Below are 20625 nucleotides of genomic sequence, written 5' to 3' on the forward strand. Positions count from 1 at the left end.
TTTACTTTCCCCCTACAATTGAATCAATTAAAAGTTTTGCGCATGTTGTACTATTTGATAGAACCAAATGTACCATTACATACCCATAATCTTTTTCTCCGCTTTCAATATCTTCATAATCAAAAACAATTTGATCAATTAGAATAACATTTTTAGGTATCGTATCTTTCACTCTTATTTCTAAATAAAAAACATCACCATTATGGATATTAATTTTATTTATAAATCTACTATTATCTATTCGTATCTCTTCAATATACTTGTTTAAATCAAAAGTTCCATTTCCTTCAAAGTATATTTTATCAGCATTAATTGTCATATTACTTTTTAAACTTTGACTATACCCATTAACAGTAAATCCATAATCAACTACATTTCCGCCTTCTTGGCCAGCATAAATATGAAGTTGTTTTTGAACTTCTGCCTGAATTCTAACATTTGTATCAAAAGAAGACTTTTTACCATTAAAATTAAAATCTACTTTTTCAATATATAAATCGCCTTGAACACCTCTCATATTAATCCCTAATATTAGAATCCCAAATTTTTTATACTCTTCTTGTATATAATATTCTTCCAATACTACTTCTTCTATACTTCCGTCACTTTTATCTGAAAGTTTTACTTCTAACTCATCAATTTTTTTCAAATTCTCATTAACAATAAAAGTCAATTTTAGATTCGTGTTATATGAATAAGCCTTCATGTTTATTTGATGTGGAACAATTAGAATATTAACTTTTTTATTTTTTTCACACCCAAACAACAAAAAAGTCATTAAAAATAGATTAATAATCAGAAATATCTTTACTTTCATATATTAAAATCCCCCAAACTTTTAAAAGTTTTTCCCTATAACAGTGTATTTTGCATATTCCATGCCTTCTAATGGAACTACTAAGTCAGTTTTTGCAACAAATTTCCATTCTTGAATCGCAGTTTCTGCGCTTTTAAAAATATTGAAACCATGTGAAACTTGCTTACCTTCATAGTTAAGTGTTGAATATTTTCCCATCGCTTGATTAAATGCAATTGCATAATCTGTATACGATACATCTTCCCCTAAGACATTCCGAGCAAAATTATAATCAGCAACAATCCCATGTTCTCGATGAAACTCTTCACCATATGTTGTTTCCAAAGTTGCGGAAAATGAAACTGATAATATTTCTTTTATAAGATCAACTTCAAAACCACCTGTTACTGATATAGTAGTAGAAAAACTAATACTTTGACCAATGGTAGAACTAATTGAAGCGCCTGGCACAAAATCAACCCAAGGAGTAATCTGCTCTTGTTGCCACGAGGCTATTGTAATCACTCCATTTGCTTTTCTATGTCTATATACTTTAAGTTTTTTATATCTTTGTGGAAAATAAATACTTCGCTTTAATAAACTAGGCGTATAATATGTATCACCTTCATAGAAGTAGGCACTCAATCCATATGCTTTCGCATAATATTCTTCTCTATAAAAAGCATCCAAATAAGTCTTTTCACTATAAAGTTCAGATGCGTTCACTTTAACTTGACTTAATAAAAATCCACTAAACGTCAACACTATAACTAATACTATTTTTTTCATTTTTCTTTCCTCCATATTACCTAAGTAACACTCTAACAATTCGTACTACCGTTATAACGGCCAAAAGAAAATAATCATAAAATATTATTTTATTTTTAACTGTATTTTATCCCCCCTAAATTTTAATTGTATCTTAGTAATCTATAAATACATTTTATAATAAAACTATTTTTTTGTCAATAAAGTGAAATTTTTGTCAATTTAAAATAATTTTGAAACGCTAAAAATAAAAAATGATGTTTATTTGAATAACATCACTTTTATTATCTTTACTCCCATTCAATTGTTCCTGGTGGTTTTGAAGTTATATCATAGACTACTCTTCCTACACCATCAACTTCATTAATTATTCTTGTTGAAACTATTTGTAAGACATTATATGGAATATCAGCAAAATCTGCAGTCATACCATCAATTGATGTTACAGCTCTAATTGCTAATACATTTTCATAAGCTCTTTTATCACCTTTAACTCCAACTGTTTTAAGTGGTGTTAAAACTGTAAAGTATTGCCATATTTTTTTATCTAGTCCATGATTTTTAAATTCTTCTCTTAATATATAATCACTTTCTTGAACTACTTTTATTTTTTCATCGGTAATATCACCTAATATTCGAATTGCTAGTCCTGGACCTGGAAATGGTTGTCTATCAACAATTTCATTTGATAAACCTAATTTTCTACCTAAATCTCTTACTTCATCTTTAAAAAGGGTATTTAATGGTTCGATTAATTTAAATTTAATATCTTCTGGTAAACCACCAACATTATGATGTGATTTTATTGTTTCTGCATGTTTTGTTCCTGATTCAATTATATCGGTATATAGAGTTCCTTGAGCTAAAAATTTTGCATCATTAAGTTTATTTGTTTCTTCTTCAAAGACACGTATAAACTCATTTCCAATAATTTTTCGTTTTATTTCTGGATCACTAATATTTTTAAGTTTTTCTAAAAATCTTTTTTTAGCATCCACAGTTATTAAGTTAATCTTAAATTCATCTTTAAAAACTTTTTCAACACTCTCACGTTCACCTTTTCTAAGTAATCCATGATCAACGAATATACAAGTTAATTGATCTTTAATTGCATGATTTAAAAGAGCAGCAACCACACTACTATCAACACCACCAGATAATGCTAGTATGACTTTATCGTTTTTAACTGTTTCTTTGATTTTTTTTGTTTGTTCAACAATAAACGATTCCATAGACCAGTTTCTTTCTACATCACATTGATTTAAAAATAATCCTAGTATTTCTCTTCCATGATTTGTGTGTTCTACTTCAACATGGAATTGAATACCAAAAAATGGTTTACTAATATGTTCCATCATAACAACTTCTGTTAATTTACTTGATGCTGTTATTTTAAAATCATTTGGTACTCTAGTTACACTATCCCCATGACTCATCCAAACAATAAATTCACTTGGCAAGTCTATAGTTAAACTACTTCCTTTAGTTTGAATTGTTGTTAGTCCGTATTCTTTCTTTAAACTCTTACTAACACTTCCTCCTAATAATTTAGTCATTAACTGCATTCCATAACAAATCCCTAAAATGGGTAATCCTAAATCAAAAATCTCTTTATCAATTTTATAACTATCTTCATCATAAACAGAGTGTGGTCCACCTGATAAGACTAAACCCTTAATAGATTTATCTTTTTTTATTTCTTCAATCGATATTTCATGTGAAACTAATTCACTATAAACACCAAGTTCTCTAATTCTTCTAACGATTAATTGATTATATTGGCTTCCAAAATCTAAAACTAATATTTTATTTACCATTATAATTTGGCGCCTCCTTAATATTAGAGACATCATGTGGATGACTTTCTTTTAATCCAGCTTGTGTAATTTCAATAAATCGTGCATCCCTCTTCATCTCTTCAATTGTTTTACAGCCACAATATCCCATACCAGATCTAAGTCCACCCATCATCTGATAGATTACATCACTAATTGATCCTTTATATGGGACGGTTGCTTCAATACCTTCAGGAACTAGTTTTTTCAATTCTTTTACTCCACCTTGGAAATATCTATCACTTGACCCTCTTTGCATAGCACTTAGTGATCCCATACCAACATATGCTTTTACTTTTTTTCCGTTTAGTTCGTATACTTCTCCTGGAGACTCTAAAGTTCCTGCAAGCAAGCTTCCTAACATTACACAATCAGCACCCGCTGCTAATGCTTTTGGAATATCACCTGAAATCTTAATGCCACCATCAGCAATAATTCCGATTTCATATTGTCTGGCAACTTGATATACATCATTAATTGCCGTAAGTTGTGGAACACCAACTCCAGCAACAACTCTTGTCGTGCATATTGATCCTGGGCCTACACCAACTTTTAAACATGTAGCTCCAGCATATATTAAATCAATTGCCGCCTGTGCGGTAACAATATTGCCACCAATAATATCTAATTCTGGATATTTGCTTTTGATTTCCTTAATTTTTTCGATTACTCCATATGAGTGACCATGTGCACTATCAACAGCGATTATATCGACGTTTGCCGCTACTAAAGCATCGACTCTTTCTAAAGTGTTATCACTTACACCAACAGCTGCCCCTACTCTTAAAAACCCATTTGAATCAATTGTTGCTTCTTTGTTTTTACCTTTTATGCTTTTGACTTTTCTTATTTCATTACTTTGTTCTAAAATACTTAAATTTTTATGAACAATTCCAAGTCCTCCAAGTTCCGCTAAAGCAATTGCCATATTGGCCTCAGTTACTGTATCCATTGCTGCTGATAAAACTGGTACATTAAGTTTTATCTTTTTAGTTAGTTTTGTTGATAGTTCTACATTAATTGGAACTACTTTCGAAAATGATGGAACTAACAATAAATCATCAAATGTATAACCCTCTTTTAAGACTTTTTCGTTCATTTTAATTACCCTTTCTGTATATATAATTGTTGCTATTCTATCATACCTTGAATTTTCTTTCAAGGAAATTTCGAGTTAATTTACAATTAAAAAAAATGTCAGCAATATAATGTGTACCCCAAGTCAAGGACTAAATAAAAAAAAGTATCTGCATTGTTAATGTAACGCTATTAGAGATGGCTTAACTTCTAAGGAGAGGCCATCTTTTTTGTTTTTATTTCTGAACATATCACCATAATTTTTAGGTGTCATACGTTTAAGATTCCATTGATAGCGGTGATTATTATAATAATCAATATATTTATCAATAGCCTCTTTAACTTCTTCAAAAGTCTTACAATCTATTAAATTAATTTCATCTTTCATGTGACCAAAGAACGATTCGATCGGTGCGTTGTCCCAGCAGTTACCACGCCTTGACATGGATTGTTCCAAGTTTAACTCTTTTATCATGCGTTGAAATGATAAAGATGTATAATGACTTCCTTGATCAGAATTAATTAATGCGTCTGATGCTAACTCAATTTTATCCAAATCTTTCATGGTATCTTCAACAAATTTGATATCTAATGATTTTGATACTTGATAGGCATGTATTTCATTGGTTACTCCATCTTTAATCGCTGATAGATAAGCACGTTTATTCAAGTCGTATGTCAAATATGTAATATCAGTAAGAAGAATTTGATTAGGATTACCTTCTTTAAATTTTCGTTCTAATTTATTAGGAGCGACATGACTTGTTTTTAAAGCTTTCGCCATTCGTCTATATGGGTTAGCTTTTCTAATCGGACAAAAAAGTCCAAACTTTTTCATCAGTCTACGGATTTTCTTAATGTTCATAATGATATTAAATTGGTCTTCTAAAGTCATTTTAATCATTCTAGCCCCTTTATTGAAACCTTTATATCTATATGCTGACATAATGAATTCAAATGCTTCTTCATCATTAAAAGTTCTAGTTTGTCTAGTCTCACTATCACTTAAATAACTATAGTAGCCGCTTTTTGATACACCTGCTATTTTTACCATCTCGTCAATTGATATTTTCCATTTCTTATTATTCCTTAATCTTTTGATGATTTCATATTTTTCCCTGGGCTTAACTTTTCCTTTTTGATCGCCAACCTTTCTAGCCTTTCCAGTTCCAATAATAGTTCTCGTTCCTGTTTTAAATACTCAATCTCTAATCGTTGTCTTTCAATGATTTCATCTTTGGTTAAGTGTTTAGTCTTTGGTCTACCTAAATTTCTTTGTCTCGTATCATTTAACCCTTCTAAACGTTTGGATTGTTTACGCCATCTATTCGATGAATTATTTATTCTTGATTCACCTAAAACTTCATCATCAAAACCTGCTTCAATAAATATCTGACGTGGTAGTTTACCTTTTGCATGTTCAATCAAAAAATGATTCTTAAAGTGCTTGTGGTATGTAATTCCTTTTATACTTACACTTTTAACATTAGGATTCTGTTTAAGTTCTTTTACCTGCTCTTCCGTAAAGTAATGTATTCCCATTTGTTCACCTGCTTTCATATATTCTTATTATACCAAACAAAAATACCCTATAAAACTAGAGTATCCTTTTTTTAAGGAGTCCGTTTTATAGGGTACATTTTAATATGCCAACATTTTAAATCATTATTCTTCAATATTTAGTTGTTTATTTACAATGAAAACTGCATAACCAATTAAAATTATTCCTGCAAATATCGTATATAAAAAATCATAACTATCTGCTAATTCATAAAGTCTTCTAATCCCTAGTGGATACAAAATTAATAATGCTGTTAGAATTCCAGTTAATGCAATTTTATTGATATCTTTCTTTCTAAATACCAAATAAAATGTTACAAAAACACCAACAACCCAAGAAATAATTTGGATTGGTACTTGTGGACTTTCATCTTTGAATTCTCCAAAATAATCTTTTCCATTTAATTGAATACTAAGAATGATAGATAAAATAAATATAATACTCATAATTGTTCCAAAAATAATTTTCTTCTTCATTTTTAAATTCTCCTTGTATCTTTTATTTAAGTATATTATAAATAGATAATAAAATCAATATATCTAAAATAACTGAACAACTATTTTAATTCGAAGTTTTCAAATATTGTTGGATAAATTATTTTTGCTAATTTTAAAAATGCTTTATCATATTCATTGTTTGGTTTATAATGATACCAATCTCTTTCTAAGAAGATTACTTTCTTATTAGCAATCGCTTGTAGTGAAGCCCATTTTTCATTATACGTTTTTTCAAATAATTCTTTAACTTTAGCCTCATCACTCATTGATTGAACAAAAATAAACTCTGGATCAATAGACATAACATATTCTTCATTAATATCTATTGATGTTACTGATTCTTTAGTCCATGAATCACCAATATTTGTAACACCTAAATATTTAAGCATCTCACCATTAGCAGTACTTGAAAGATATGCTTTCAATGTTTTTGTTGTTCCAAAAACTAGTAAAGCTTTTGGATTATTTTCTTTTGGTACTTTTGAAATTATACTAGCAATATTTTCAATAATTTTTTTACCTGTTTTATCATAATTATCTGTTTCATTCAAGAATGAAAAAACTTTTAAAAACTTCAAATAATCTCCAAGCCCATTATATTCCATTGAAATATATTTAATATTATTTTGTTCCAATTGAGGAATCAAATCTTTACCTTGTTTACTTGAACTCAATATTACTAAATCAGGATTTGCATTAAGTAATAACTCTGGACTAACTGTCGTATTTGTTTTACCAACCAAATTTAGAGATCCATCTTTAATTGCATCTTCGTTTAGTTCCGTTTCTGATTCAATACGCCCAACAATTTTTCCACCCGCTTCATACCAAAGATTTGTATATGAGTTATATACACTAATCACTCTTGTTGGTTTCTTAGTTATTGTTTGACTCTTACCATCTGCATCTGTAAATGTTACACTATCCTCGTTAATAACAACTTCATTTGCCTCTTTTTCAATTTGGTCAATTGCCAATTGAATATCTTTATCTTTTTTTTCTGCTTTACATGATGTTAAAACTAATGCTGATATTAGTAAAACAGAAAATATAAATATTTTTTTCATTTTATTTCCTCCTTTTTATTTTTGCTTTTCTTAGGAATAAAGAACGGACATTTATTTTCTTCATCCACATAAAAATCACCATTAATAGTAAAAACCTCTTCTAAAACTCGTGGACACACAATCATATTCGGAGTTCCACATGCAAAAACTTTTTTATCTTTAATTGCATAGATTGTTTTAGAATATCTTGATGCTAAATTTATATCATGTAATACCATAACTATTGTCATTCCAAGTGTTTCATTTAATTCTTTTATTAAATCTAAAACTTCAATTTGATATGCTACATCTAAATATGTAGTTGGTTCATCAAGAATTAATATTTCAGGTTCCTGACAAATTGCCATTGCAATCCATGCTCTTTGTCGTTCTCCTCCCGATAATTTTTTAATTGATTTATCTTTTAAATGATATACTCCTGTTTTTTTTAAGGATTCATCAATAATCTTTTTATCATTACTATTCAAAAATTTTCCAAACTTTAAATGTGGATATCTACCATAAGAAACTAAGGTTTCAACAGTTAAATCTGGATACGAAAGTTTTTGTTGTGACAAAAAAGCAATCTTTTTGGCTAAGTCTTTTCTTTTATATTTTCTAACATCTGTCTTATCAAATTCAACAAAACCACTATCTAATTCTAATAAATTAATTATCGTTTTTAATACCGTTGACTTTCCACAACCATTTCTGCCAATAATTGAGACAATATCTCCTTTATTTATCTTAATTGACACATCATCAATAACATTATATTTTTCATAAGATATTTTCAAATTATTTAACCTAAGCGACATCTGTTACCTCCTTCTTACCTCTTAACAATAATAAGAATACTGGTGCACCTAAAACTGCCATAATAATACTCACGGGAAGCTCTGCTGGAAGAATAATAACTCTTCCTATTGTATCGCAGATAGAAACAATAATTGCTCCTAAGAGAATTGTTGCTGGAAATAAATACTTATGATCATTACCAACAAGAATTCTAGCTATATGTGGAACAACAATCCCAATAAATCCAATTAGTCCTACAACACTTACTGTACTAGAAGCAAGTAATGAAGCTAAAACGATTAGAAACAATCTGAATCTGTTTGTATTTAATCCTAATCCTTGAGCAGTTTCATCTCCAAGTGCAAGAATATTCATTTTTGTTGGTATAAAAATAACTAGAAATATTCCAATAATAGCGTAAGGTAACACAGTAAAAAAACTTTGCCATGTTACTCCAGTTAATCCACCAACTAAAAAACTTGTTGCTCCAGCGAGATTTTCAGGAAAGAAAACTTTAATTAAATCTGCAAAAGCATTTAAAAGTGCAGTAACACCCATACCAGCTAAAATAATTTTTATCGGTGATGAACCATTTTTATATGCAAGTAAATATATTAAAAGTGTTGTAACAAAACCACCAACAAATGTAGAAATTGTTAGAAAACTTGAGTACATTGGTAATGCAACCAAAAATAAGTATCCTGCAAAGTTTGCACCTGATGTGACTCCAATTGTTGATGCTGAAGCCATCGAATTTCTCATTACTCCTTGCAAAATTATTCCCGCAAGTGCAAGTGTAATTCCAACTAGCATTGACAATAAAACTCTCGGTAATCTAACATTATAAATAATTGCACGATTATTATCTTTCGTATTATGTGTTATATAATAAATTATTTCTTTAAAGCTGTATTTAACTGCGCCCACTTTAATACTTACTAAAAAGACAATTATTAAAACAAAAAATAATATGCAAAGGATAATACCTTTTTTCTTATTTGACATGATTACTAATTATCTTTCTAAATGCTTCTTGGGCAGCAATAAAATCTTCATTATTAGGATGTTTCCTAGATTCAATATGTCTTTTTAATCCTTCTTCATCTAAATAATGTGGATCATCTTTCGGAAGATTTAGCCGTTTATTTGTTCTTTCTTCCGGAATCTTTCCTTGACATAAAAAATCACCAATAAACTCATTTTCTTCTTCAATTATATTTCTAACTCTTTCTCGACATAACTCCCCATATTTACTATCTGGATACATTCCTGCTGTCCCAAATGCTGCAACCTTTTTACCTTTGATTTTTTTAACCAAATCTATACTAAGCGGATCCATAAACGTTCTTCGACACCAATATCCAATAATTATAATATCGAAATCATCTAAGTTATAATTATCTTTTTTATTTCTAAATAAGGCTTTTTCACCAGGTAAAGAATCAAAAATAGCTTTTGCTACTTTTTCTGTATTTCCAGTTAAACTTGAATATATTAAAGCTATTTTCATATTTCTTCTCCTTTGATTTCAATAATCTTATTACAAATACTTAAACTTTTTCTTCTATGTGAAACCATAATTATTGTTCGATCATTCTCTTTAATTGATTCTAAAATAATTCCCTCGTTTAAGGCATCAAGGTTTGCTGTTGGTTCATCTAAGAGAACAAGATTCGATTTACTTACAAAAGCTCTTGCAAGCCCAATTCTCTGCGCCTCACCACTTGAAATATTAATGTTATTAGTAATTATAGTTTCATATCCTTTATTAAACTTCATAATCGTATCATGGATTGAAGCTTTCTTACATGCATTAATTATCTCTTCATCGGTAGCATTTAAATTAGCAATTTTAATATTTTCTTTAATAGTTGTTTTAAATAAATATGTTTCTTGTGTTACTAAACTTTGATTTATTCTTAACGAAGATGTATTTATATTCTTTAAGTTTAAATCATCAATTAAGATTTCTCCAAAACTTGGATCATAGAATCTCATTAACAATCTTAATAAAGTTGATTTGCCACTTCCCGACTCTCCACATATTCCAATGAAATCTTTATCCTTAATACTTAAATTTAAGTTTTTTAAAATGTTTTTTTCTTGATATTTAAATTCAAGTTTTTTAATCTCTATTTTTTTAAACTGAACATCATTTTCGTTAACAACATCTTCTATAGCCGGCTTCTCATCAACTAGTTCTAAAATTCTTTTTCCACTTGCAAATGAATGAACTAAGATTCCGGCAACATTTGCAACATTAATAACTGCTTTAAATGATGTTAATGATAATGCAATTATCGGTATTACTATCTTATACTCGATATTAGTTTTAATGCTTATCATAATGATTAAAAAAATTGTTAAAAGTTCAACCACTACTATTAAACCATGCATTATTCCAATATGATGTTTTTCTTTTTTTCTTAAACTTTCAAGCTTTTCACTTTGGTAATTCATTTTTATTGTTTTTTCATTTTGAATTTTAAATTGTTTTATATCTTTTAAACCATCAAAATTCTCGATCGTTATATTCTTTAAAACTGCTTCCTCTTCCTTAATTCTACTTCCTAATTTTTCGCTTAACTTGTAGTTTGCTACAGGAAAAATAATACCAATAATAAAATATGATAATAGTAATATACCTGCTATATATAAACTACATAAACTTATAAATATAACAACTAAAGTAGAATATATAAAAGCAATCATTATTGGTGAAATTGTATGTGCATAAAAGGCTTCAAGTATTTCAACGTCTGAGGTAATATTTGCAATTAAATCACCCTTATCTTTATTATCTAGTTTTGCGGGAGCAAGTCTTCTTAAAGTTTTAATGATAATGTCCCTAATATGTGCTAAAACTTTAAAAGCAATATAATGATTAAACCATTGTTCTAAATACTTAAAAATACCTTTTAAAACTCCCAAAGCAATAATTATTAGAATAAGTGTGTTATCAATTTTTTTATTTACAAACATAGTAGCACCAAAATATGCAATTAAACTAACACAAACAAACCCTAATACTCCTGTTATAACAGCAACCATCAATTCAATAATCAGTGGTTTAACAAGTCTTAATAATCTTACGACAGTTTTAAATGTTTTCATTTTCATTTCCTCCGTAAGTTACATAATGATTTTGAACAAGATATAGTTGATAATACTCTTGTCTAGAATTATAAAGTTCTAAATGGGTACCTGATTCTTTAATATTTCCATCACTCAAATAGTAAATATGTTTTGCATTTTCAATGCTTGTTAATCTATGTGTAATACAAATAACTATTTTCGTTTTTGCTAGTTCATTAATAACATTCATTATTATTTTTTCATTATCATAATCAACACCAGATAATATCTCATCTAATAAATATAAATCCGCATCATATAATAATGCTCTTGCAAGAATTAGGCGCTGTCTTTGTCCAACTGAAATATTTGATCCATTACTATCGATTTTCAAATCTAAAGGAAAATCTAATTTAACTTTTTCTAATGTTTTAATAAGTTCTTCATCAGTAGCATTTGCTTTTGCATATAATAGATTCTCTTTAATTGTTGCTTTAAAAAGAAAATCACTGCTTGAAACACTAATAATTCTTTCATTCAATTCTATGACATTTAAAGTTTTTATATCAATTCCATTAATTAATATTTCTCCCTTATACTCAAGTCTTTGTAAAAGAGTTTTTAACGCTGATGATTTTCCACTACCAGATATCCCTAAAATTCCATATAACCCGTTGTCAGTAAACTTCATATTAATATTTTTTAAAACATCAATCTCTTTTTCATATCCAGCAAAAACGTCTATAAATTCAACTTTGCTTATTTTTTCATTCAAATAAATATTTTTTATTTTTTCATCCTTTAAATCAATAATCTTATAAATCCTTTTAGATAGCATTTTAGCACTACGATATGAATGTGCATAAGTTCCAAGTCCTCTTGCAGGAATAAACAGAACAAATGATATCAAAATCATAAAAATAGTTTCTAAACTATTTATCTCATTATTTAAATTGAAGATTATTGCAAAAATAATTGAAAGACCCATTCCAACATATGTAACTATTTCCATAATTGTTATCGAATGTAATCTTATAGCCAGTGATTTCATTGTCTTTACTCTAAAATCTTCTGCTAATAAATTCATTTCATTATTTTTATATTCATCACTTTGATAGATTTTTAAAGTTTGAAGTCCATTTAAATTGTCCATAAAGTTTTCACTCAAATTAACATATGATTTCCATTTGTCTGCAACTATTTTTTGAGCTGCTTTTCTAACAACATTCATTCCAATTGGGATTAAGATTGCTCCTAATAAAACTACTAATCCTAACTTATAATTAATTATTCCAACAGTTAATACAAAAATGAAAATGTTACTAATATTGGCGTTGTTTAAAGAAATACTCTTTGAAACGAAATTAGCTAGTTTCATTACACCATCGTTATATAAAATTAAAAAGTTTGTTGAGGATAAAACTTCATAATCTTTCTCACTAATTTTTGTTAGTTTTTGATAAATGCTTGTTCTTAAATTTATTACAAATAATTTTGATATATAATTAGTTAATCTTTGAATAATATATATATTGATTGCTTTAATTACTATTAAGCATATTATAAAAAGATAAAGATATGTTTTAATATTTGTTTTTTCAACAAGTGTTTTATTTAATATATACGCAAAAAAACCAATTATTATAATTAGTAATATCATATCTAATATTTGCAGAATTGTATTTATATAAACAAAGACTTTCTTGTTTTTCAGTTCATTTAGTAGTCTTTTTTTCATTTATTTATCCTATTTTAGACAAAGCAAAAATATTAGCTTCAGCTAAAAGTCCTTTGATTAAGTTTTTGTATAGTTAAAATGACTAAGTCATTATATAAAGTTTATTTATTATCCACAATAATTATAAATAGTGTGAAACGTTCTTAAACGCTCATATTATACTTTATATAAATTAAATATACAATACCATTTAGAATAATTATAATTAGATTTATAAATAGAAAAAAAGAACTTGATTATTTTCAAGTTCTTCCGCTATTTTATAGCCGTTATCTCTTTAATATCAGTAAAATCATCACCATCAATTTGCATAATAACACCTTGATCAAAAACAACTTTTACTTCTTTACCTTTATAGATATTTACATATTTTTTTAACTTAGTATGCCATCCTAAATAAATTGTTGGGAAAATTGTTAATAAAATAAACTTAGGAACCTTCTTTATAATAACAACTTCAAGAGTATCATTTAATCTAGAGGCTTTTGGAGCAATCTTCATTCCTCCTCCAAAGTATTTAGAATTCATCACTGAAACAAACCATGTTTTATCAACTTGAATTTCTAATCCATCAATAAAAACTTTACTCACACGTGGAACAAACTCTCTAAATGCTTCTAATGCATGTCTAAAATAATTAAATTTGTTCTTTTTATATTTAGAATTATTAACTTTATGACAGACAAGTCCATCAAGTCCAAGCCCAACACCATTTAAGAATAACATTTCTCGATTATTAAATGAAACTTTAGGAAGTTTCTTTAAATAATCTTTAACATCAATCAATCCTTTTTTTCTTCCAGGCAAGCTTCTAATAAAGTCATTTCCTGTTCCAGCTTTATATAAGAATATTCCAGGCTTTATATCAATTCCCCTTATTCCATTAACTAGTCGATTTAGAGTACCATCTCCACCAATAATGATAAATCTGTCAATATTTTGATTTGTTGTTACAAATAATTCAATATCCGTAATTTCAAGTAAATTTATGGTATCAACAATTCTACCTTTTTTATTTAGTTTCTTTTTAAGTTTGTTAACAAGCTTAATATTTTTACCGTTTCTTGATAACGGATTATATAAAATTATATCCATATGATTTCTTACTTAATAACGATAAGACCGTTTTTCTTCTTACCTCTTTTTAAGATTGCATACTTATTAAATAAACTATTATCTTTATTTATTTTAAATTCTGGATCAGTAATTTTCTCACCATTAACACTTACTGCACCATTTGATAAAAACTCTCTAACTTCACGATTTGATGAGGCAAGCCCAACTTTTTTAAGTGCTTCAACAATATCAATTTCATTTTCAATAACACTTGAGTCTAATGTTTTTTCTAATGTTTTAAAAGCATGTTCAGGAAGTTTTAAGAATTCACCAGTAAATAATGAATCAGTTACTAATTGAGATTCATGAAGTGCATCTTTTCCGTGCATAAATAAAACTACTTCTTCGGCAAGTCTTTTTTGAGCAACTCTTTTTTCTGGCTCTTCTTTTGCTTGTCTTTCAAGTTCTAAAATTTCTTCTTTTGATAATAAAGTTAAAGTTCTTAAATATCTTGAAATATCATCATCAGATGTATTTAAGAAATATTGATATATTTCGTATGGGGTAGTAAGTTCACTATCAATCCATAATGCACCACTTTCACTCTTACCAAATTTTGTACCATCTGCTTTTAAAAGTAATGGTGATGATAAACCAACAGCATCAGTATCACCATGAGTTTTTCTAATTAATTCTAAACCTGTTGTGATATTTCCCCATTGGTCTGAACCACCAAATTGAATTTTAACATTTTCTTTTTCAAACAAATGTAAAAAGTCAATTGCTTGGATTAACATATATGAAAATTCAGTATATGAAATTCCTGTTGCTAATCTTGATTGAACAGTTTCTTTCGATAGCATATAGTTTAGATTAAAGTTTTTACCATAATCACGTAAAAAAGTAATCATATCAATTTCTTTAATCCAATCATTATTATTTACATAAATTGTTTTCTTTGGATCTAAAAAACTACTAATTTGTTTTTTTATTAATTCAGCATTTTTAAGTGATTGTTCAAGTGTTAATAATTGTCGTTCTGAGGTTGATCTTGGATCACCTATTAAGCCCGTTGCTCCACCAATTAGAACTACTGGTGTATGTCCATGATCAGCAAGTAATTTCATTCTTACTACTTGAACTAAATGCCCGACAGTTAATGATTCTCCTGTTGGATCAAATCCACAATAAAATCTAACTTTCTCATTATCCAATAGCTTTTTTGCCTGTTCTTCATTGCTAACATCTTTTATTAAATCACGCCATTTAAGTTCTTCATATAAACTCATAATATTTCTCCTTTTTTATATATAAAAATAAAAACGCCCTTAAAAAATCTAAGGACGTATTAAAATACGCGGTACCACCTTAGTTCCAGATTACTCTAGCACTCAAATGTTATTGATCTCCATATTTGTATTTCAAAAATAGTTTTCTTCTTAAGTTACACCCTCTTAAGATCTCTTTGTTAGGTTTTCTATTTTCTACTTATAATACTTCAATGATCTATCTATTTTTTGTTGTTTCACGCTCGATAATTCGATGTGGTAAAACTAATTTAATTTCATCAACTTTTTCTTTTTGCATCATCTTAGTAAGTAAACGCATTGAAGTAGCTCCAATATCATAAACTGGAACATCAATTGATGTCATTCTTGGTCTTGATAATTCTGCATATTTAGTATTTTGGAATCCAGCAACATATAAATCAACTGGTACTTTTTTACCATGTTCAATCGCACTATTCATGAATGATACAGCAATAGAGTCTCTTACCCCAATTGCTCCATCAACAACTTTATCGTGGAAGAATGTTTCAAAGTGTGGACGATTAATTTTTGTATCTCCACTAGTTCTAAAGATATGTGGTTCAAGTCCAGCTTCTTCCATTGCTTTTGAATATCCTTTTTCTTTTAATTCGTTAACAGAATATCTTCTTGCTGTTGTTAACATATATATATTTTTATGTGTATCATCAATCATTAATTTTGTAATTTCATATCCAGCTTTTTCATAATCAATACTTACAGCTGGTACAGTGGGATCATGTGAAAAAACATTTGAAAAAACAAATGGTATGTTGTTGTAGTTAAAGATATCTTTTACTTTCTTAACATCTTCTTCCATTAATTCATCATTTAGATACAATACACCATCAACTTGTTCAGCAACAATATCTTGTAATGCATCTGTTAAATCTTTATCTGCTCCAATTGTAAAAAGTTTAATTGAGTATTTATATTTAGCGGCAATATCACTAATACCTGCAAGCATTTCAGCAATTGACGCTCTTGTCATATCAGACACAATAGCTCCAACTGTTGTTGTTCTACGACTAGCAAGTCCTCTAGCGATTACGTTAGGACGATATCCTAATTCTTCGATGACCTTTAATACTCGATCTCTGGTTTCTTTTTTTACTTTTTCTGGATTGTTCAATACACGTGAAACAGTAGCTAAACTAACGCCAGCTGCTCCGGCAACATCATAAATTGTTGCATTACTACTCATATAACCACCTCACTGTCTGTTTATGCTATTTTACCATAAAAAGAAAACTGCTTCAAGAGTTTTCATTTTATCTTTCATTATTTGTTTTCAAGGATGCGTTTTCATTAGTTTTTTACTTTTATAAAGCCTAATTCTATAATTTAATTTCCCTTTCATATAGAAAAGTTTTCATATATGTTACATCATTTTTAAATGATTTTTGAAAATCCCAACAATTACATCATAGATTCCTTTGATATCTTCTATTGTAAATTCATTACTAATAATTATTTATTTATCAAATTATGATATTAATGATGCTTTTTATTCCTGTTTTCTTAATTATATACTTAAATCATAATTTCAATTGTGATAGTAGTACTTCTATACGATCATGAAACATTATATCTTATTAATTAAAAAATCCCCTAGATATCTAAGGGATTTATAGTTATTATCGCTTTTCTTTAATACGTGAAGCTTTAGCTGAAAGAGTTCTAATATAGTTTAATTTAGCTCTTCTTACTTTACCACGTCTTGTTACAACAATACTTTCAATAATTGGTGCATGTACTGGGAAAGTTCTTTCTACCCCAACACCATATGATACTTTACGCACTGTAAATGTTTCAGAAATTCCTCCACCTTGACGTTTAATTACTAAACCTTCAAACATTTGGATTCTTTCTCTATTTCCTTCTTTAATTTTAACATTTACTTGGACATTGTCCCCAGCTTGAAATGCAGGAACTTCTTTTAAATAAGATTCTGTTACTTTATTAAGTAAGTCATTTCCTTTTAACTTTGACATTTTTTTTCCTCTTTCTATCCCATGTTCTTAGTAAGTTGTAACCAGCGGATCATGGCCTTTTTATTTATTATTTAATTCCTTTATTTAATATTTTTAACTCTTCTTTTGTTAAAGGAGTTTTTTCAATTAAATCTGGTCTTTTATCAATTGTTGTTTTTAAACTCATTAGTTTACGATATTCATCAATGTTTTTATGATGACCTGATAACAACACATCAGGAACTTTATATCCTTCAAACTCTTCTGGTTTAGTATATTGAGGATATTTTAATCTATCATTACTTAATGAATCAGTTTGATGTGATTCTTCCATAATAACCCCAGGCAATAGTCTTGTTACTGCATCAACAACAATCATTGCTGGTATTTCACCACCAGTTAAAACATAATCTCCAATTGAAATTTCCATATCGACTAGTTCTAATACTCTAGCATCTAATCCTTCATAATGTCCACATAATAAAATCAAATGTTTAAAATCTGATAATAAAACTGCATCATTTTGATTAAATACTTTTCCTTGTGGTGTTAAAAATATAACTTTTGTATTTTCTTTTTTTAAACTTTTAATTGCTCGATAGAATGGTGGAAACATCATTACCATACCAACTCCACCACCATATGGGGTATCATCAACTTGGTTATGCTTCGATTCACTATATTCTCTTAAGTCATGAATATTTATTTCTACTTTTTGATTTTCTCTAGCTCTTTTAATAATTGATGTTTCTAAAAACTGATTAAAAAAGTTTGGAAAAATTGTAATAATATCAATAATCATATTAATCCCTCAATTGGTTTAATGATTATTTTATCATCACTTATAGAAACAATAAATTCTTTAACAAAAGGAATTAAAAGTTTTTTTTCATTAGAAGTAATTTCCAACAAATGTCCATGTGGAAGCTCAACAACATCATTAACAGGTCCTAAATATTCATCTTTATCAGTGAATACTTCTAATCCAATTAATGTTTCGTGATAAAACTCATTCTTTCCTAGTTTTCCACGTGTTTCACTATAAACTAGCTGTCCTTTAAAATCAAGGACTTCATTAATGTTGTTATATTCTTTAAACTTAACAATTAACACATTTTTATGACCTCTTGATTGTTCAACAGTTAGATCAATTCTTTCATTATTGTACATAATAAAGACTTTATCATTCTTTTTAAAACGTTCAAAGTCACTTAAACTATTAATTTTAACTTCTCCCTTAATTCCATGGGTTGTTGCAATTTTCCCTATTTCAAACATAATACTTAATATGAGTCTATGTCTATTTGCACGCGTTTATTTTCTTTAGCAGCGCCTGCATAAACAATTGTTCTAATAGCAGAAGCAATTCTTCCACCTTTTCCAATTACTCGACCTAAGTCATCACTATGAACTATTACTGATATTGAAACAGTTTCACTATCTTCTGATAATATTTTAACAACAACATCGTCAGGGTTAGTTACCAATGGCTTAATAATACTTTTGAGAAGATTTTCAAAATTAACTGCCACTTTTGTTTCCCCCTCTCAATTATTTATTTAAAACGTTATATTTTCTAAATAAGCTCTTTACAGTATCAGTTGGTTTAGCTCCGTTATCTAACCATTTTGTTACTTTTGCTGCATCAATTGAAACTTTGTCAATTAATGGGTCATAAGTACCGATAATTTCTAAGAACTTCCCGTCTCTTGGTGCTTTTGAATCACTTGCTACAACACGGTAAAAAGGTTTTTTGTTTGAACCGAAACGTTGTAATCTTATTTTAACTGCCATATATAATTCACTCTCTTTCTACATTTTACTTAACTATTATACCAATAAAAAAGGTAATGTCAAGTATTTTTACTTAACACTATTAATAATTTGTTTTTACTTATCATTAGTTAAGAGAATATTTTTACCTTTATACATTTAAAAATCAAATTTAAGATATGTTCTTTAAAAATAAAAACCTTTAATTATTTTGATTAATTAGATTAACAACAATCTTAATAATCATATCCCTTTCATTAGGATTTGATAGTGCAATCATTAAAACAATTGCTACTAAAGCATTATCCTCAATTATTCTTGTATACTCATTTTTATATAATATCCCATAGATATCTAAAAACCACAAAAAAATAGACGCTGCAATTCTTTTATTTCCATCATAAAAAGCATGGTCTTTAACAATAAAATACAAAAGACTTGCTGCTTTCTCTTCTATTGATGGGTAAATATCTGTACCAAACGCTGATTGATAAATTGCACTTAAGGCACCCTTAAATGAATCATCCTTTTCTTTACCAAACCACTAACTCTTTCCGTAATCTTGCATCTTCTTAATTTCTTTTATAGCTTCTTCATATTCAAGTTTAATATGCTTATCATCGTTCGTAATATTTGTAATTGTTAGTGTTTGATGATCATACTTATCTAATGTATCCATGGCATAAGCATATTTTGAAATAACTTTTAACAAACCTATTGATTCATCTGCTGATAGTTTTTTTCTATCTACCAAATCAGATATAAGCTTAACAGTAGTTGCAAAAGACTTATAATTCTTATCATTTGAGATTAATCTTTCTTGATCAACGACAAATCCTTTATACATATATTCTTTTAAAATATTGTTAGCCCATTTTCTAAATGCAATGCCTCTTATTGAATTGACTCTATATCCAACTGATATAATAACATCAAGATTATAATATTCTATTTCTCTTTTAGCATTTTGGATTTCACCTGTTCTATAATCAGTAATACTTAACTCGGTTGCATTTTTTACAACTGACTCATTTTTATTCAATTCCCCAGAATCAAAAATATTTTTAATGTGCCTTGAAATTGTCGATTTATTTTTATTAAATAATGTAGATATTTGTTCTTGTGTCAACCAAACGGTATCCTCGCTTGGACTTATATTGACTTCTATTTCTAATGTATCATCTTTAAAAATTATAATATCTTTTTTTACATTCATATTTCATTATCCTTTAGGTCTTAAAACTATTCTTCACTAGTTTTTATTTTCTTTAACCTTATATTAGTCAGAAATATATATTTTTACTTTTTTTGTTTGATTTTCTCTT

General features: G+C 28.1%; 22 protein-coding genes. All 22 read right to left on the reverse strand.

The annotated features are described in order from the left end of the window. Position 1: 1 nt before the first annotated feature. Entirely contained in the window at positions 2-817 is an 816-nt protein-coding gene (locus EXC62_RS07760; protein WP_026391015.1) for a hypothetical protein, read from the reverse strand. 21 nt (positions 818-838) lie between these two features. Beyond that, entirely contained in the window at positions 839-1585 is a 747-nt protein-coding gene (locus EXC62_RS07765) for a hypothetical protein (protein WP_026391014.1), read from the reverse strand. A gap of 269 nt (positions 1586-1854) precedes the next feature. Beyond that, positions 1855-3381 carry a glutamine-hydrolyzing GMP synthase gene (gene guaA / locus EXC62_RS07770; RefSeq protein WP_026391013.1) on the reverse strand — a complete coding sequence of 509 codons (1527 nt, stop codon included), beginning with the start codon at positions 3379-3381 and terminating at the stop codon, positions 1855-1857. Next, positions 3371-4498, reverse strand: a complete 1128-nt coding sequence (guaB, locus tag EXC62_RS07775; protein ID WP_035375882.1) for an IMP dehydrogenase — start codon at positions 4496-4498, stop codon at positions 3371-3373. The genes guaA and guaB overlap by 11 nt, the downstream gene beginning before the upstream one ends. A gap of 156 nt (positions 4499-4654) precedes the next feature. Further along, positions 4655-6018 (reverse strand): IS3 family transposase gene (locus tag EXC62_RS07780; RefSeq protein WP_232034278.1). Its coding sequence is split into 2 segments (ribosomal slippage): positions 4655-5643 and positions 5643-6018, totalling 1365 coding nucleotides; the frame shifts between segments, so codons are not numbered across the junction. Positions 6019-6141: 123 nt separating this feature from the next. After that, positions 6142-6513 carry a hypothetical protein gene (locus EXC62_RS07785; RefSeq protein WP_026390213.1) on the reverse strand — a complete coding sequence of 124 codons (372 nt, stop codon included), beginning with the start codon at positions 6511-6513 and terminating at the stop codon, positions 6142-6144. Positions 6514-6593: 80 nt separating this feature from the next. Further along, positions 6594-7601 carry an ABC transporter substrate-binding protein gene (locus tag EXC62_RS07790; RefSeq protein ID WP_026390214.1) on the reverse strand — a complete coding sequence of 336 codons (1008 nt, stop codon included), beginning with the start codon at positions 7599-7601 and terminating at the stop codon, positions 6594-6596. Further along, positions 7598-8398, reverse strand: a complete 801-nt coding sequence (locus EXC62_RS07795) for an ABC transporter ATP-binding protein (protein ID WP_162140130.1) — start codon at positions 8396-8398, stop codon at positions 7598-7600. The genes EXC62_RS07790 and EXC62_RS07795 overlap by 4 nt, the downstream gene beginning before the upstream one ends. Further along, positions 8388-9383, reverse strand: coding sequence for a FecCD family ABC transporter permease (locus EXC62_RS07800; protein WP_026390215.1), 996 nt, complete (start codon positions 9381-9383; stop codon positions 8388-8390). Before EXC62_RS07800 ends, EXC62_RS07795 begins: the two co-directional genes overlap by 11 nt. Further along, positions 9373-9888 carry a flavodoxin family protein gene (locus tag EXC62_RS07805; RefSeq protein WP_026390216.1) on the reverse strand — a complete coding sequence of 172 codons (516 nt, stop codon included), beginning with the start codon at positions 9886-9888 and terminating at the stop codon, positions 9373-9375. Before EXC62_RS07805 ends, EXC62_RS07800 begins: the two co-directional genes overlap by 11 nt. Further along, positions 9885-11492, reverse strand: a complete 1608-nt coding sequence (locus tag EXC62_RS07810; protein ID WP_162140131.1) for an amino acid ABC transporter ATP-binding/permease protein — start codon at positions 11490-11492, stop codon at positions 9885-9887. The genes EXC62_RS07805 and EXC62_RS07810 overlap by 4 nt, the downstream gene beginning before the upstream one ends. Beyond that, positions 11479-13191, reverse strand: a complete 1713-nt coding sequence (locus EXC62_RS07815) for an ATP-binding cassette domain-containing protein (protein WP_026390218.1) — start codon at positions 13189-13191, stop codon at positions 11479-11481. The genes EXC62_RS07810 and EXC62_RS07815 overlap by 14 nt, the downstream gene beginning before the upstream one ends. Before the next feature lie 255 nt (positions 13192-13446). Next, complete coding sequence (locus tag EXC62_RS07820; RefSeq protein WP_026390219.1) at positions 13447-14286, reverse strand: diacylglycerol/lipid kinase family protein; 840 nt, start codon at positions 14284-14286, stop codon at positions 13447-13449. Positions 14287-14294: 8 nt separating this feature from the next. Continuing rightward, positions 14295-15536 carry a tyrosine--tRNA ligase gene (tyrS, locus tag EXC62_RS07825; protein ID WP_026390220.1) on the reverse strand — a complete coding sequence of 414 codons (1242 nt, stop codon included), beginning with the start codon at positions 15534-15536 and terminating at the stop codon, positions 14295-14297. Between the two features lie 217 nt (positions 15537-15753). Next, positions 15754-16758: a LacI family DNA-binding transcriptional regulator gene (locus tag EXC62_RS07830; protein ID WP_026390221.1), complete on the reverse strand. Its 1005-nt coding sequence runs from the start codon at positions 16756-16758 to the stop codon at positions 15754-15756. Between the two features lie 433 nt (positions 16759-17191). Further along, on the reverse strand, positions 17192-17548 hold the full coding sequence (rplS, locus tag EXC62_RS07835; RefSeq protein WP_026390222.1) for a 50S ribosomal protein L19: 357 nt from the start codon (positions 17546-17548) through the stop codon (positions 17192-17194). 67 nt (positions 17549-17615) lie between these two features. Continuing rightward, positions 17616-18329 carry a tRNA (guanosine(37)-N1)-methyltransferase TrmD gene (gene trmD / locus EXC62_RS07840; RefSeq protein WP_026390223.1) on the reverse strand — a complete coding sequence of 238 codons (714 nt, stop codon included), beginning with the start codon at positions 18327-18329 and terminating at the stop codon, positions 17616-17618. Then, positions 18326-18805, reverse strand: a complete 480-nt coding sequence (rimM, locus tag EXC62_RS07845; protein WP_035375618.1) for a ribosome maturation factor RimM — start codon at positions 18803-18805, stop codon at positions 18326-18328. Before rimM ends, trmD begins: the two co-directional genes overlap by 4 nt. A 5-nt stretch (positions 18806-18810) precedes the next feature. Further along, positions 18811-19059 carry a KH domain-containing protein gene (locus tag EXC62_RS07850; RefSeq protein WP_026390224.1) on the reverse strand — a complete coding sequence of 83 codons (249 nt, stop codon included), beginning with the start codon at positions 19057-19059 and terminating at the stop codon, positions 18811-18813. Between the two features lie 19 nt (positions 19060-19078). After that, a complete protein-coding gene (gene rpsP, locus EXC62_RS07855; RefSeq protein ID WP_026390225.1) occupies positions 19079-19321 on the reverse strand; it encodes a 30S ribosomal protein S16 in 243 nt (80 codons plus the stop codon). A gap of 181 nt (positions 19322-19502) precedes the next feature. After that, the gene (locus EXC62_RS07860; RefSeq protein ID WP_162140141.1) at positions 19503-19796 is read right to left on the reverse strand and encodes a type II toxin-antitoxin system death-on-curing family toxin; all 294 of its coding nucleotides are present in this window, start codon (positions 19794-19796) and stop codon (positions 19503-19505) included. Positions 19797-19844: 48 nt separating this feature from the next. Next, positions 19845-20516: a RhuM family protein gene (gene rhuM / locus EXC62_RS07865; protein WP_052589746.1), complete on the reverse strand. Its 672-nt coding sequence runs from the start codon at positions 20514-20516 to the stop codon at positions 19845-19847. Positions 20517-20625: the final 109 nt, after the last annotated feature.

Source organism: Haploplasma axanthum (assembly GCF_900660745.1).
Lineage (GTDB): Bacteria > Bacillota_I > Bacilli_A > Acholeplasmatales > Acholeplasmataceae > Haploplasma > Haploplasma axanthum.

Bases quoted from the DNA above. Each gene is read 5' to 3' on its own strand.
- rhuM (WP_052589746.1), bottom strand. From the start codon at position 20,516: ATGAATGTAAAAAAAGATATTATAATTTTTAAAGATGATACATTAGAA.
- EXC62_RS07760 (WP_026391015.1), bottom strand. From the start codon at position 817: ATGAAAGTAAAGATATTTCTGATTATTAATCTATTTTTAATGACTTTT.
- EXC62_RS07815 (WP_026390218.1), bottom strand. From the start codon at position 13,191: ATGAAAAAAAGACTACTAAATGAACTGAAAAACAAGAAAGTCTTTGTT.
- rplS (WP_026390222.1), bottom strand. From the start codon at position 17,548: ATGTCAAAGTTAAAAGGAAATGACTTACTTAATAAAGTAACAGAATCT.
- EXC62_RS07800 (WP_026390215.1), bottom strand. From the start codon at position 9,383: ATGTCAAATAAGAAAAAAGGTATTATCCTTTGCATATTATTTTTTGTT.
- EXC62_RS07805 (WP_026390216.1), bottom strand. From the start codon at position 9,888: ATGAAAATAGCTTTAATATATTCAAGTTTAACTGGAAATACAGAAAAA.
- EXC62_RS07810 (WP_162140131.1), bottom strand. From the start codon at position 11,492: ATGAAAACATTTAAAACTGTCGTAAGATTATTAAGACTTGTTAAACCA.
- rpsP (WP_026390225.1), bottom strand. From the start codon at position 19,321: ATGGCAGTTAAAATAAGATTACAACGTTTCGGTTCAAACAAAAAACCT.
- guaA (WP_026391013.1), bottom strand. From the start codon at position 3,381: ATGGTAAATAAAATATTAGTTTTAGATTTTGGAAGCCAATATAATCAA.
- guaB (WP_035375882.1), bottom strand. From the start codon at position 4,498: ATGAACGAAAAAGTCTTAAAAGAGGGTTATACATTTGATGATTTATTG.
- EXC62_RS07795 (WP_162140130.1), bottom strand. From the start codon at position 8,398: ATGTCGCTTAGGTTAAATAATTTGAAAATATCTTATGAAAAATATAAT.
- EXC62_RS07765 (WP_026391014.1), bottom strand. From the start codon at position 1,585: ATGAAAAAAATAGTATTAGTTATAGTGTTGACGTTTAGTGGATTTTTA.
- EXC62_RS07820 (WP_026390219.1), bottom strand. From the start codon at position 14,286: ATGGATATAATTTTATATAATCCGTTATCAAGAAACGGTAAAAATATT.
- rimM (WP_035375618.1), bottom strand. From the start codon at position 18,805: ATGTTTGAAATAGGGAAAATTGCAACAACCCATGGAATTAAGGGAGAA.
- EXC62_RS07830 (WP_026390221.1), bottom strand. From the start codon at position 16,758: ATGAGTAGTAATGCAACAATTTATGATGTTGCCGGAGCAGCTGGCGTT.
- trmD (WP_026390223.1), bottom strand. From the start codon at position 18,329: ATGATTATTGATATTATTACAATTTTTCCAAACTTTTTTAATCAGTTT.
- EXC62_RS07790 (WP_026390214.1), bottom strand. From the start codon at position 7,601: ATGAAAAAAATATTTATATTTTCTGTTTTACTAATATCAGCATTAGTT.
- EXC62_RS07785 (WP_026390213.1), bottom strand. From the start codon at position 6,513: ATGAAGAAGAAAATTATTTTTGGAACAATTATGAGTATTATATTTATT.
- tyrS (WP_026390220.1), bottom strand. From the start codon at position 15,536: ATGAGTTTATATGAAGAACTTAAATGGCGTGATTTAATAAAAGATGTT.